This window comes from Gluconobacter aidae (assembly GCF_009547075.1).
In the GTDB taxonomy this organism is placed as follows: Bacteria; Pseudomonadota; Alphaproteobacteria; order Acetobacterales; family Acetobacteraceae; genus Gluconobacter; species Gluconobacter aidae.
Map to the genome: position 1 here is coordinate 1 of NZ_WIPH01000049.1, position 12,203 is coordinate 12,203.

The following is a 12,203-nucleotide window of genomic DNA, read 5'->3' on the forward strand; positions in this document are numbered from 1 at the left end:
CAAGGTTCAGTGGAACCGCTCTAGCTTCGCCAGATAATGCAGTTGACCGACCATACGGGCGAAGGTCGTCTTTCCGCCCTGGTTGGGGCCTGTCACGAGAAGCATGCGTTCCGGCCCCTGAAGAAGAAATCCATTCGAAACGACCGGACCAGCCTTCTTTGTGGCGAGTTCAAGAGCCAGAGCGATGTCGAACGCATTCGTAACCCGTTCCTCCTGATGGCTTTCGGACAGCAATGGGTAACAGAATGACAGGCCGGATGTTTTCAGGCTGCCAATGACATCGAGCCATGCCATGACAAAGCGCAATTCATAGTCCAGCCGCCGGACAGTCTTACATTCAAAGTCTCCGAACTCCCGGCCATACTGATCCAGTTTCCCAAAAATCTCAGGATTGAGGGCCGCGACAAAGTCCAGCACTTTCCCGGCGACATTCGTGAAAATGACGTCCTCTTCATAGTCGAAAGTGAGCGGCTGAATGTCATTTTGGCGAAAACGCGCGAAAGTCGCCTCAATGCGACGGCCGTAATCCGGACCGTGATCGGACGGGAGAACGGTGAAAACGCCTTCGCCGATCCGAATCATGTATGAAACTCGGTTCAACGCCTCCACGATCTCATCGCCTTCGCGCACAAGACGTTGGTACCGCGTGGATGCCAGTGTCGTCGCAAGCCAGTCGATCAGATTTTTCATCGCCCGCGATGACGGCTCCGTCTTTGTCAGCGTGTCGTGAAGAGACTTCAGGGCCGCCGCATAAACTCTCGCTGCGTCAAGGTTCCAGCGCCGGGAAGCCCATATATTCCCACTCCATCGCGCATTGTCGGCGAGGGTGCGGCTCCGGCGTAGCGCGAGCATGAACTCCCGACCACACGCCGCGATATCGCCACGCTCCAGATCACGAAACATCTCCTGTCGATAGACTACCGTCTCGATCTCGTGTGGCGGGTTACAGAAGACAGAAACCAGATCCGGATCGGCACCGGCTACCGTCGCCATGACCTGGTCGAGACAGAGGTCGTGGAAACAATCCGGCGGGGCCGACGGCAGCATACCCTTCAGTTGGTCTTCATCCAGCCAGAGAAGGCTCATGAATGTCATCGACTGGGCTCGTCTCTTCCTGTCAGCGCGTCTGGCGAAAGTGCCTCGTGCTCCGTCGGGCACCACGAATCCGCAAGACCGATCCATTGGTTCAGGCCAGCGCGAGCCGCTCTTTGTTCGGCTTGCGTCATGGCGTCACGCCGAGCGGCGTCCTGCTTCAAGGCGAAGCGGTTCATGTCATCAGCCCGGCGTTCCAGATCGTCCGCCTGCCGTCGGAGAAGCGCGCGCCGGATTTCCGGTCTTTGAACGCGAGCCAGAAGCGGCTCGAAATGAACACCGCACAACCCCGCGGCTTTCGATACGGCCAACTGGTCCTGCTCCATGGCGCGCGACAGGGCGTCAAGGCAGTCTCCAACCACCCCGGCCGCCACCGCGCAGGCCGGGCAGACGGTCTTTTCATGCATCGCGCCAAAGCCATCGTGTTCGGCCCGTTCGCGCAAACGCGCCGCTTCACCCAGTAGCAATGGAGCATAGGCCGTGCATATCTCGCGCGGCGCCGCCAGTTGTCCGAAGGCCCGCGAATGCACCGGGCACAGTCCACCTCCGCGAAGAAAATCCTGACGATCTTTCTCTTGGGCGCGCAGCCGACTTTGCAGAACCGTCAGATAGCGAAAAACGGCCTGTTCCGCGGCCACGCAGGCCGCGCAGGGCGGAATTGGCGTGTTCGTTTTTTCGTCTGCGGCAGTGGTCGTCTCCCGCTTCCCGTCCTCCGCTCCGATCTCCTGACGAATGACGGCAATTCGATCCAGCAGCGTTCTTTCAATCTCGGGCGCATCCTGTCGGACCGCTTCGGCCACGCGATCGCACATACCCCGGAGGAAGCTTCCCCGCCGCTCGCGCAGAAGAAACAGGATCAGGGCATCTTCCAGTGCGGGCACGCCGGACCGTTTCAGGGCGGCATCGTCACCGGCAACTCGTGCGGTCAGGGCATTCTGTGCGCTGAGAGGAATCACCTCATGGATGGTTGTACATCCCAGCCGGTCCAGGGCCTCTCTCAACCCGCTCTTCTTGCGGGAGATCTCTTCGGGCGAGACCAGGTCGACCTTGTTCAGCACCGGAAGCAACGGTTTGCCGACACGGGCCACGTCGAGCAGGATATCCCGCTCTTCCGGGTCCAGCGGCGCATCGCAACTGGAAATGAAAACGAAGAGGTCGATCTCGTCGAGAAAAGCCCGCGTCGTCTCCGTATTCGCCCGCACGATGGAGCCGAGACCGGGCGTGTCGATAAAACGGAAGCCCGAGCGCAGGATGGTCGCGGGGAGCAGGATTTCCGCCTCCTCGATCCGCCGCCGGTTTCCCGGATTGCCGTGTTCGGTCACATAATCGGGCAGGCGTGAGAGCGGGATATCCTCGATCAGCGAGGTGCCATAAAAATGCGCGACGACCTTTTCCTCGCTCCCGTAGGCAATGCTCGTGATGACCGAGGTCAGAGGCTCGACGCCCATGGGCAGGCGGGCACCACCGATCATCGCATTGAGAAGCGTGGATTTCCCCCGGCTATAGCGTCCGACGACCGCCACGTTGAAACGATCCATCGCCAGGCGCTCGAACAACTGACGGTTCCGCAAGGCGGTTTCCGCGCGCCACGGCAGTGCCCGCACGATATCGGCCAGTCGATACTTGGCGTTCTGGTAGGAGTGCAGGTTCACGGAAGGGGACTTCTCTTGCGGGCGGGAGAAAGTGACAGGATCAAACTCGCGGGACGGAAAATGGCAAAACGAATTCAGCTTCCGCGCCCAGTTCGTGTTCGATTTCCAGAAGCCGGTTATATTTTGCGATCCGCTCGCTCCGGCAGAGCGAACCGGTCTTGATCTGGCCACCTCCCATCGCCACCGCAAAATCGGCGAGGAAGGAGTCTTCCGTTTCGCCGGAACGGTGAGAAATGACATAGGCCCAGCCAGCACGGCGCGCCGCCTCGATCGCCGCAACGGTCTCGGTGACGGTGCCGATCTGGTTCAGCTTGATCAGCACCGCGTTGGCCGTTTTTTCGTGGATACCGCGCTCGATGAAAGCGGGGTTGGTGACGAAAATATCGTCGCCCACGATCTGAAGGCGATCTCCAAGCAGGGCTGTCTGCTTCGCAAAACCCGCCCAGTCGTCTTCGGCCAGCCCATCTTCGAGGGAGACGATCGGGTAGCGCGCGATCCAGTCGGCATACTGTTCGTTCATTTCGTGTGAACTGCGGGTTATCGCCATTCCATGCGATTTCAGGTGATAGGAGCCGTTCCGACCAAAGGAAGACGCCGCCGGGTCCAGGGCGATTGCGATGTCGGCACCCGGCCGATAACCAGCCTTCTCGATCGCATCGACAATCAGGCTGCAAGCCGTCTCGTTATCTGGAAGATCCGGCGCGAACCCGCCCTCGTCACCCACCGAGGTCACGTAGCCGCGCGCGTACAATAGCGCACGAAGAGCATGAAATGTTTCGCTGCCATAGCGCAGGGCTTCCGCGAATGTCGGCGCGCCATGGGGAACGATCATGAATTCCTGAAAATCCAGCGCGTTGGCTGCATGAAGGCCGCCGTTCAGGACGTTCATCATAGGCACCGGCAGGCGGCGGGCGCCGCTGCCGCCGAGGCTGGCGTAGAGCGGTAGTCCCGCCGCGGACGCGGCACCACGCGCAATGGCCATCGACACGCCGAGGATTGCGTTCGCGCCAAGCCGCGCCTTGTTTGCGGTGCCGTCCAGATCCAGCATGAGCCGATCGAGCGCCGCCTGGCGCCGCACGTCCTGCCCGATCAGCGCGGGCGCGATGATGTCGCACACATTGGCAACAGCCCGACGAACGCCCCTGCCTCCGTATCGCGGACGCTGCGGAAACGAGCCTTCGGACGCTTCGGTCCCGTCACGCAACTCAAGCGCCTCGAACCGCCCCGTGGACGCGCCGTGGACGCGCCGGACGGCACGGATGCCACAGCCGTTCGCCCTCCTTCCAGCTCAAGGAACACGCGCACGGTCGGATTACCGCGGGAATCAAGGATTTCCAGAGCGTCGATCTTGCGAATTCGGAAATCTGCATTGGAAACCATCGGCGTATCCTTCCCATCGGCTCCATCGCGGAAGGATACAAATTCCTGCCGCGACAATGAATGTCGCTTCGGCAGGAGTCATCAGCCCTTAGGGCGGTTACGGGAGGAACTCCATCTCCCTGACACGAGGACGCTAACGCGCGGTGTCGTTTCGGTCAAGCGTATCTCACATCGCATCATCCACCGACGATCGCGCTACTGCGCGAAGAGCAGTTTCAGGGATTGATCGGCCGTTCACCCCTGGCTTGACAATCTTCATATGCTGTTGAGACTATAACCGAAGGCAATGGACTCTGCCTGGCCACGATGGCCGAACCGCCCGCCGGGCTGATGACTCCTACCTCGCCACACTGTGGCATAATGAGGATGGAGTGGGTTCAGAGTCATGCGTCATTGCCAGAGATCCCGGGACCATCGGTTCTTCTTGCTCCGGGACCGCATGCCTAAGCGCCTGTCAGACGCTCTGTTATGTCTGGGGCTCATGATGTGTCCGTTTCATACGCAGGCGCAGCCCCTCGCAGAAGCATCCGGCCCGCTGTACCCTCAGAAAAATCCTTCGACACTATTGGACGATCAAACAACAGGATTTCCTGCCAACGATCAGACCACAAGCCAATCGGCCCGCTGCCTGGCGTCGCCATCTACACGCTCGCATCAAGGGGCCTGGGGTATTTTCAACCGGGGCGACGGTTCGGCCGCTGGTTTTGGTCCGGTCAAAATGTACGGCACGGAACCATGGGCCGAAGACTGGAGTGCTCTGCGCGATCCGTGCAACCGAAAAGACCCTCTGGACGCGCTCAAACATATCGCCCTGAACGACAGCGGGGCGATCTGGCTCAGTTTCTCCGGCGAGACGCGCCTGCGCAACTGGTTCGACTCACGCCCGGACTTCGGCGCTTATCGTAACAATGACTCGGGTCGCTTTACCATTCGTAATCTCTATGGTGCTGACCTTCATCTCGGATCGCATGTCCGTCTGTTCGGCCAGATCGTCAACGGTGACGCAGCAGGATGGGATGGCTTCGGATACGGCCCCACCTACCGGAAGGGGATTGATCTGCAACAGGCTTTCGTGGAGTTCACAGGTCGGGCCTGGGGCGCGCAGAACGGCTTTATCTTCGGGCGACAAGAGTTCCTCGATGCCCCCGCCTATATGCTGTCGAACAGGCAGACCCCCAATCTTCCGATTTCCTGGGACGGTTTTCGTGCCTATTCAATCTGGCCCCGGATCCGCGTCGATGCCTTCGATTTCGTGCAGACCAATGACACCCACCTGGGTCCGCAGGATTTCAAGGATACCGAAAACTACGACAATCGACTGTACGGGGTAGATGTCACTCTCGCACCTCCGGACTTCAAGGCATTTGGAGGGAAAGGCTGGTCGTTCCTCGATCTGTTCTACATCGGCTATAAACTCTCGGGACATCCGGCTGCGGTCAGCACGATCACTGCAACAGCCGCCGGTTCGACTACGCGCAATAACTTTGGCGTACGCTGGCATGGGATGGCAGGCCCGGTCGAATTCTCGTTTGGTGGAATCTATCAGGGTGGAGTGTTCCACTATGCCGATTCGGAGCAAACAAGGAATGTCAACGCGTTCGCGATCAACACGAGCCTGGCATATCGTTTTCATTGCACATCCTGGCGGCCGTCGCTTGGCATACAGACCGATGCCTATTCCGGCGGAGGGGCCAATCGTAAGACTGGTTCCCTGGGCACCTATATCGAGCCGTTCGGGCCAAACACGAACTATATCGACACGACCACCTATCTGACCGGTTCCAATTTGGTCGGAGTGGCGCCTTTTTTCGATTTCTCTCCACTGTCAATCATGAAGCTCGAGTTGAAATATCCATTTTACTGGCGTGAAAATACGAATGATGCTGTCTATTCCTATTTTCTGTCGGGAAGATACGAGTTCCCCCGGTCGTTGAGGGGTGGGTTTATCGGCATGGCACCGCAGGCGTCCATGACGCTGCAAATCGGTCGCCATCTGACATGGGCCCAGTATGTCGCACGTTTCATGACGTCCCGCGCCGTTGATCGTGCCGGTGGATCGAGCAGCACTTACTACCAATCCAACTTCATTTTCCGTTTTTGAATGAAAGGCATCAGCAATGACAACGGTCTGGATGGTTCGTCATGGAGAGACAGCCTGGAGCTTGTCCGGGCAACATACCGGACGCACCGATATTGCGCTGACTGAGCGCGGACGGCGGCAGGCAAAAGCCTTGGCACCATTGCTGTCCCGGCAGGTATTCACGCGGGTCTTGTGCAGCCCGCTTGCCCGCGCCCGGGAAACCTGTTCTCTGGCGGGATTCGGGACACGGGCGATTGTGGAGCCCGATCTGGTGGAGTGGGATTACGGCATTTATGAAGGCAGGACGACGGCTGAAATCCGTCATGAGGAAAAAGGATGGTCCCTGTGGACCGCTGACGTCGCTGGGGGAGAAAATCTCGACGACCTCCAGCAGCGTTCCGCACGCTTTGTGCGACAGCTTCTCACGCATAACGGCACGGTGCTGCTGTTTGCGCACGCCCACATTCTGCGTTGCATTGCAGGCGTCTGGATCGACAATCATGCTGCGCTGGGTGAACATTTTTATCTGGAGGCGGCATCGATCTCCGTTCTGGATATCCGCGATGACGTCAGGATTATTACGAAATTCAATATGACGATTTATGATCGGTAAGCATCGCTGATAAAATAATCCGTGCGGTCAAGGGATGCGATGCGCACGCTGACTCAACACAGGCGATATTGCAAAATGGAAAACCGAATTAAAGATTGACCTTCACCGCCGAATAAGCTGTAGATTCAGGGAGGCAATGGACTCTGCCTGATGGCCTGATGGCGATCGAACCGCTTCCGCGACGGAAGCTGATGATTCCTACCCGACGAAGCTTACGAAGGGGGAGTCTGTCCAATCTGGTCTTCTCTTCCGTATGGTTTCACCATCGACCCGCAGGGGAGAATGACATCATGCGGCTTCTGGTTGTGCTTGATCGGCCTGACACGGCCGCTTTCACACTCAAGACGGCAGGTGCTCTAGGCGCTCGTCTGCGTGCCGATAAAATCCGGATTCTTCATCCCCGCCCTGCCGATAATCCCGCTTTCCAGACACCGGATGAAGGGATGCCCACCAGTGAAGAGCAGCGGCGTTTCGCACAGGACGTCGCAGAACGGGCCGACAAGCTGCGCATGCTGGCGTCGGCATGGATCGGCCCGATTGCCGCGGGTGTCCGACATCAACCCGATAAGGAATGGGTCGAAATCGCGGGAGATGTCCGCAAAATCGCTACGCAGGAGGCCCTGAACGCTGATTTCGTCGTCCACGCCCGGCCGCGCGCGGGAGATCCCGGTTATGTTGCGGATGCCTTCGCCGGCATTCTTTATGATGCGGAAGCGGCATTGGTTGTCGCTCCGCTACAGGACTATGACACTGTCGGACGCCGACCCGTCATCGGATGGCATCCCTCCCGTGCGCTGGACAATGCGATCTTCGCAGCCATGCCGCTTCTGGAAACGGCGGAAAAAGTCACTTTCGTCATCGGTGAACATGAGGGTGGCGAAACCGGATTGCCTGATTTCACACATACGCTTGCCGATCGGGGCGTAAAGATCGCCGTTGATCGCTTCCAGATCGAAAGCGGGAGTGATCTCGGCGAGCAGATCCGCGCTCACGCCCTGGCCGCCGAGAGCGACCTGCTGATCATGGGGGCCTACACACGGCCCCATTTCCTTGAATGGCTGTTCGGAGGGCCGACGCAGGATGTTTTCGCACACGCGACCCTGCCGATCCTGACACATCATTGATGGTCCGCTGAAGGATCTTCCGAGACATAAAAACACAGACCGGGGAATACGGGTTCATGGAGTTTTCTTTTCCAACTCCGCTATGGATAGCAGCAGCGGGAGCGACGGGAACATTGCTGCGCTATTACGTCGGCGTACTGACGCTGACATGGAGTCACCGGCTGCCCTGGGGGACGATTCTCATCAATCTGACCGGCTCCTTCGCCATCGCGTTCTTCAGTGCCTTGACGGTCGCTGGAGCGCGGTTCCCGGCCACGAACGAGACGCGCCTGATTTTCATGGCAGGACTCTGCGGCGGTTATACGACGTTTTCCTCGTTCAGCCTCCAGACCATCGATCTTGTCCGCGACGGCGCGATCGGGCGCGCGCTTCTGAACGTCGCGCTTTCACTGGTTCTGTGTCTTGGCGCAACCGCTGTCGGCTATATCTCCGCCGAGGCGCTCAATCAGCATTTTTCTCATACGCTCGCGACGCCGGCCCCTCGTGTCCCGCCGGATAGGCATCCATGAGGGCTTGCCCTCGAATATACCCCTCGATCACTGTACGAGACCTAATTTCAGACCGACATAGGCCAGCGCACCACCTCCAAGGAACAGTGCCGTACCCCATATGATCCGTGAGCCGTGAAAAGCCCTGGCAAGCGCCACGCCGAGCAGAGCCAGCATTGCGAGTGTGGCGATGAGTCCCAGCCACGGTGGCCCGGGAATGACCATTGCCAGAAGCAGCGGGGCGACCGAGCCGGCCAGACCGCATATGGCAGCAAGTGTCGCCCCCAGCGCCGAATTGACGAATGCCTTGCGACCCAGCGCGGTCGCCGCCAAATGGCTGCCTCCACGCAGATTGAGTTCCTTTTCGATCCCCACGAGCGCCGTCCGTTCCTGCGCGTAATGCGCCACGAAAAAGACGAAAAGCGTGGTGAGAGCCGCTGCTGCCCCGACACGCAAGGCAAGCGTGAGCGTAATGGCATGGCCGACCCTGAGAAAACTTCCGGACGCCAGCGTCAAGGCGTTCAGGATTCCGTCGACCATACCCGCAACGATATCGAGCCTGTTCTCGGGATCACGAAGCCATCGTGCAAATGTCCGCGACATCAGCGGCGCCTGGGCACGCTCTCGATGAGCCTGTCGCCTGCGGCAAGATGATCGAGGCTGTGAACCACGGCGCCTGTCTTCTCGATCGCTTCGACCACGCCTTCATAATCTATGTTTTCGCCCTCGATGGTGACGTCCGTCCCGATCGTCTCCGTGTCGATGTCCGTCACGGTGATACTACAGGCGGCAACACCGGCAGATGCCTGAATCGCTGCTGCCACAGTGAGCAATGCCGGCCCATGGATCGAAAGATCGACGTCCAGAAGAATTCGGCGCACGTTCAGTTGTTCAGCCATGGTTTGTCTCCGTTCCAGCCCCTCACTTCAGATCACCGGGAAATGCAGGCGCGTATGAACGCTCTCGTTGATCCGCTCGACAGTCCACTCCGCATGACGGGACGTAAAAATGCTGACACCGCACGGGTCTGAATTGAACGTCCAGTAAGCGCGCAGCGGAAGACCGAGGATTGCCAGGATCAGCGTCCGAATGACGCTGTCATGCGTCACGACGACGACCGTGCCGTTCCCGGCACCGGAAAGAGCCGTGTTCACGGCCGCCACGGCGCGTCCGGCGACCGCTTCGAGCGCATCCCCATTCGGAATACACGCCAGATCGGGCGTCTTCATCCATGCACTGTATTCATCGGGATAGGCAGCGGCGATGTGTGCGTGGGATCGCCCTTGCCAGTCTCCATAATTGAAATCGGTCAAACCGTCGAAAGATGACAGTACGTCGCCATGATATTCGGCGATGGCTTTCGCGGTGTCAGTACAACGTGACAGGGGGCTGGTCGCAATGACCTTCACATGCGAGGTCGAAGACAGATACCGCGCGGTCGAAATCGCCTGCTGCCTGCCTCGATCGGTCAAGGCGAGATTCTGCATTCCGCGAAAACTGGGCGGCTGAATGCCCGGGACTTCGCCGTGCCGGACCAGAATCAGGCGAGAGGCGCCGCGGGGCAACAAAACGGGCGGGAAAGAAAGGTTCGACATCAGGACACGTCTCCGGCTCGCGCTATTGCGCTTCATGCCAAGAGTCATCAGCCGACGCGGCGGTTAAAAGGAGGAACCCCATCTCCTATCCGATTCGAATAGAGAACGCTCCGTGTCCCGTCAAGAGGCGCTCCGCTGCGAGCGGGATATCGACCTGCGCCCCCGTATCTCGCGGTACGCTTGACTTTCCACCTTCGTTCTGTTCCCTTCGGGGCCGGCAATGGACTCTGCCTGATCACAAAGGTCGAACCGCCCGCAAAGGCTGATGATTCCTACCTCGCCATTACGGTACCAAGGGGTGGAGTCCAGATCGATTCATGCCAGATTTCTCTTTTCTATCGCGCACCGATCACAGGGCGAATGCCTTGCATGGTCCTGCGTATTGCAGCCCTTCACGGACACATATGACGACTTCCCTTCGCTTTCTGCTCGACGGATGGCTTGCGAACCTGCGCGCGACCCTCAAATGGGCGGCCCTGCTTCTGCCTATGGCTGCCATCATCGGCAGTCTCTGTGCCCTGTTCCTCTGGCTGCTCGACGATGTGACGACCACCCGTTTCGCCCATCCGTGGCTTCTGTACCTGCTTCCGCTGGCCGGGATCGCCACGGGGCTGCTCTATCACTGGTTCGGACGGTCGGCGGAAGGAGGCAATAACCTGATCGTCGACCAGATCCACGAACCCGGCGGCGGTGTGCCACTGCGCATGGCGCCGCTGGTCCTGATCAGTACGGTCATCAGCCATCTGTTCGGCGCCTCGGTCGGACGCGAGGGAACTGCCGTGCAGATCGGCGGCAGCATTGCGGGCGGTTTCGTACGCATGTTCCGCCTGGAGCACCAGGCCGTGCGGATCATCCTGATGTCTGGTATCGCGGCGGGCTTCGGGGCCGTCTTCGGCACGCCGATCGCGGGCGCGATCTTCGGACTGGAGGTCCTGACCGTCGGACGGGTCGAATACACCGCTCTCGTGCCCGTCGCCGCATCCTCGATCATCGCCGACTGGACCTGCCATCGCTGGGGCGTCCATCACGTTCCCTATCACCTTGGTTTCGCGGGGGTGCCCGATCGCGCAGGCGACACGTTCCATGCGAATCCGCTGCTCCTGGGAAAAGTCGGCCTCGCTGCCGTGGCCTTCGGTCTGACGAGCCTGGTCTTCGCGGAGGGCGTGCATCGGCTGGCGCCGATCTTCAGGCGGCTCTGCCCCGTCGCCTGGCTGCGCCCCGCAATCGGCGGCGTGCTGACTATCGCGCTCGTCTGGTTCGTGGGCTCGCGGGATTATCTGGGTCTCGGCGTTATCCCCGCCGAGCCGGGGGGGGCGGCCATTGTCAGCTTCTTCGGTCCGGGCGATTTTACCTGGAGTTGGCTGTGGAAGCTGGTCTTCACCGTGACGGCGCTGGCCACCGGCTACAAGGGAGGCGAGGTCACGCCGCTGTTCTTCATCGGCGCGGCGCTTGGCCACACGCTGGCAGGCGTGCTGGGCGCGCCAATCGACCTGATGGCCGCGATCGGCTTCGTCGCCGTTTTCGCCGGGGCGGCGAACACGCCGTTAGCCTGCACCCTGATGGGGATCGAACTGTTCGGTGCCGCCGACACAGTCTACATCGCCGTCGGCTGCTTCGTGGCCTATCTCTGTTCGGGCCATTCCGGGATCTATCTCTCCCAGCGTATCGGCGTGCCCAAGATCCGTCACCCGCTGATCGCTGGCGGCATGGCCCTGCGTCATGCCCGCACCCTCCCGCGCCATCCTCCCGCGCCGTAACTTCTGCGGCACCCCAATTATTCCTCAGAGGATATCAAGTAATCATGACCGAAACGAAAACATTGATTACCCATCATGCTGGCATGATCCGGATTTTCATGACCCGAGGCACTCGCACGGCTATCAGGGGCCGTGGGCGAATTGCTTCGCTGTTTCGAAGCCGACCGCTCTACCAGGAATTGATCCACGCGGCTCGACAGGCCGGCTTCAAGAGTTCCAACGCACATTTTGCTCACTATAGCTTGGGCAAAGACCAGCGCGTCGAAACGACGCTCGGAGAAATTCCCAACCATCTCCTGTCGGTTTATGTCGACATCATCGGCGATCATGACCGACTCAGGGAGTTTTGCCAGAAGCATGCCTATATGCTGTCGGATTCCAGTATTTACTATAAGCCGCTCGAATACTGGACATTCTCTCTA

General features: G+C 59.6%; 11 protein-coding genes, 1 pseudogene and 5 riboswitches. Of the genes and pseudogenes, 6 read left to right on the forward strand and 6 right to left on the reverse strand.

The genetic code is table 11. The features are described 5' to 3' along the window. Window positions 1-6 precede the first annotated feature (6 nt). From GFJ39_RS12690 to eno, 3 genes and pseudogenes are all read right to left on the reverse strand, one after another. Window positions 7-1,086, reverse strand: coding sequence for a P-loop NTPase family protein (locus GFJ39_RS12690; RefSeq protein ID WP_228391949.1), 1,080 nt, complete (start codon window positions 1,084-1,086; stop codon window positions 7-9). A 5-nt stretch (window positions 1,087-1,091) separates the two neighbouring features. Further along, complete coding sequence (locus GFJ39_RS12695; RefSeq protein ID WP_153431700.1) at window positions 1,092-2,744, reverse strand: dynamin family protein; 1,653 nt, start codon at window positions 2,742-2,744, stop codon at window positions 1,092-1,094. Between the two features lie 40 nt (window positions 2,745-2,784). Beyond that, window positions 2,785-4,124, reverse strand: a pseudogene (gene eno, locus GFJ39_RS12700) (phosphopyruvate hydratase). A 65-nt stretch (window positions 4,125-4,189) separates the two neighbouring features. Beyond that, window positions 4,190-4,252, reverse strand: a riboswitch (Fluoride riboswitch). Window positions 4,253-4,397: 145 nt separating this feature from the next. Beyond that, a riboswitch (Fluoride riboswitch) is annotated at window positions 4,398-4,471 on the forward strand. A gap of 92 nt (window positions 4,472-4,563) precedes the next feature. Between eno and GFJ39_RS12705 the strand changes: the two are divergent. The 4 genes from GFJ39_RS12705 to crcB all read left to right on the forward strand — a co-directional run bounded on the left by GFJ39_RS12705 (window position 4,564) and on the right by crcB (window position 8,450). Then, on the forward strand, window positions 4,564-6,225 hold the full coding sequence (locus GFJ39_RS12705; protein ID WP_228391950.1) for an alginate export family protein: 1,662 nt from the start codon (window positions 4,564-4,566) through the stop codon (window positions 6,223-6,225). A 16-nt stretch (window positions 6,226-6,241) separates the two neighbouring features. Further along, entirely contained in the window at window positions 6,242-6,817 is a 576-nt protein-coding gene (locus GFJ39_RS12710) for a histidine phosphatase family protein (RefSeq protein WP_153431702.1), read from the forward strand. 123 nt (window positions 6,818-6,940) lie between these two features. Next, window positions 6,941-7,025, forward strand: a riboswitch (Fluoride riboswitch). Window positions 7,026-7,107: 82 nt separating this feature from the next. Beyond that, the gene (locus GFJ39_RS12715; RefSeq protein WP_153431703.1) at window positions 7,108-7,941 is read left to right on the forward strand and encodes a universal stress protein; all 834 of its coding nucleotides are present in this window, start codon (window positions 7,108-7,110) and stop codon (window positions 7,939-7,941) included. Between the two features lie 56 nt (window positions 7,942-7,997). Beyond that, entirely contained in the window at window positions 7,998-8,450 is a 453-nt protein-coding gene (gene crcB / locus GFJ39_RS12720; protein ID WP_153431705.1) for a fluoride efflux transporter CrcB, read from the forward strand. Window positions 8,451-8,477: 27 nt separating this feature from the next. Here the strand turns inward: crcB and GFJ39_RS12725 are convergent, their stop codons facing one another. Genes GFJ39_RS12725 through GFJ39_RS12735 form a run of 3 tightly spaced genes read right to left on the reverse strand, consistent with a single transcriptional unit; the run spans window position 8,478 to window position 10,024 of the window. Next, the gene (locus GFJ39_RS12725; protein ID WP_153431707.1) at window positions 8,478-9,032 is read right to left on the reverse strand and encodes a hypothetical protein; all 555 of its coding nucleotides are present in this window, start codon (window positions 9,030-9,032) and stop codon (window positions 8,478-8,480) included. Beyond that, window positions 9,032-9,328, reverse strand: coding sequence for a DUF211 domain-containing protein (locus GFJ39_RS12730; protein ID WP_153431709.1), 297 nt, complete (start codon window positions 9,326-9,328; stop codon window positions 9,032-9,034). The genes GFJ39_RS12725 and GFJ39_RS12730 overlap by 1 nt, the downstream gene beginning before the upstream one ends. 27 nt (window positions 9,329-9,355) lie before the next feature. Then, window positions 9,356-10,024, reverse strand: a complete 669-nt coding sequence (locus GFJ39_RS12735; protein ID WP_153431710.1) for a histidine phosphatase family protein — start codon at window positions 10,022-10,024, stop codon at window positions 9,356-9,358. A gap of 31 nt (window positions 10,025-10,055) precedes the next feature. After that, window positions 10,056-10,119: riboswitch (Fluoride riboswitch) on the reverse strand. A gap of 112 nt (window positions 10,120-10,231) precedes the next feature. Further along, a riboswitch (Fluoride riboswitch) is annotated at window positions 10,232-10,306 on the forward strand. 122 nt (window positions 10,307-10,428) lie between these two features. Here GFJ39_RS12735 and GFJ39_RS12740 point away from each other — a divergent pair. Next, complete coding sequence (locus tag GFJ39_RS12740) at window positions 10,429-11,781, forward strand: voltage-gated chloride channel family protein (RefSeq protein WP_153431712.1); 1,353 nt, start codon at window positions 10,429-10,431, stop codon at window positions 11,779-11,781. A 44-nt stretch (window positions 11,782-11,825) separates the two neighbouring features. Continuing rightward, a partial coding sequence (locus GFJ39_RS12745; protein WP_153431713.1) for a DUF190 domain-containing protein occupies window positions 11,826-12,203 on the forward strand: 378 nt, incomplete at its 3' end.

Bases quoted from the DNA above. Each gene is read 5' to 3' on its own strand.
- crcB (WP_153431705.1), top strand. From the start codon at position 7,998: ATGGAGTTTTCTTTTCCAACTCCGCTATGGATAGCAGCAGCGGGAGCG.
- GFJ39_RS12725 (WP_153431707.1), bottom strand. From the start codon at position 9,032: ATGTCGCGGACATTTGCACGATGGCTTCGTGATCCCGAGAACAGGCTC.
- GFJ39_RS12690 (WP_228391949.1), bottom strand. From the start codon at position 1,086: ATGAGCCTTCTCTGGCTGGATGAAGACCAACTGAAGGGTATGCTGCCG.
- GFJ39_RS12730 (WP_153431709.1), bottom strand. From the start codon at position 9,328: ATGGCTGAACAACTGAACGTGCGCCGAATTCTTCTGGACGTCGATCTT.
- GFJ39_RS12740 (WP_153431712.1), top strand. From the start codon at position 10,429: ATGACGACTTCCCTTCGCTTTCTGCTCGACGGATGGCTTGCGAACCTG.
- GFJ39_RS12710 (WP_153431702.1), top strand. From the start codon at position 6,242: ATGACAACGGTCTGGATGGTTCGTCATGGAGAGACAGCCTGGAGCTTG.
- GFJ39_RS12715 (WP_153431703.1), top strand. From the start codon at position 7,108: ATGCGGCTTCTGGTTGTGCTTGATCGGCCTGACACGGCCGCTTTCACA.
- GFJ39_RS12735 (WP_153431710.1), bottom strand. From the start codon at position 10,024: ATGTCGAACCTTTCTTTCCCGCCCGTTTTGTTGCCCCGCGGCGCCTCT.
- GFJ39_RS12705 (WP_228391950.1), top strand. From the start codon at position 4,564: ATGCCTAAGCGCCTGTCAGACGCTCTGTTATGTCTGGGGCTCATGATG.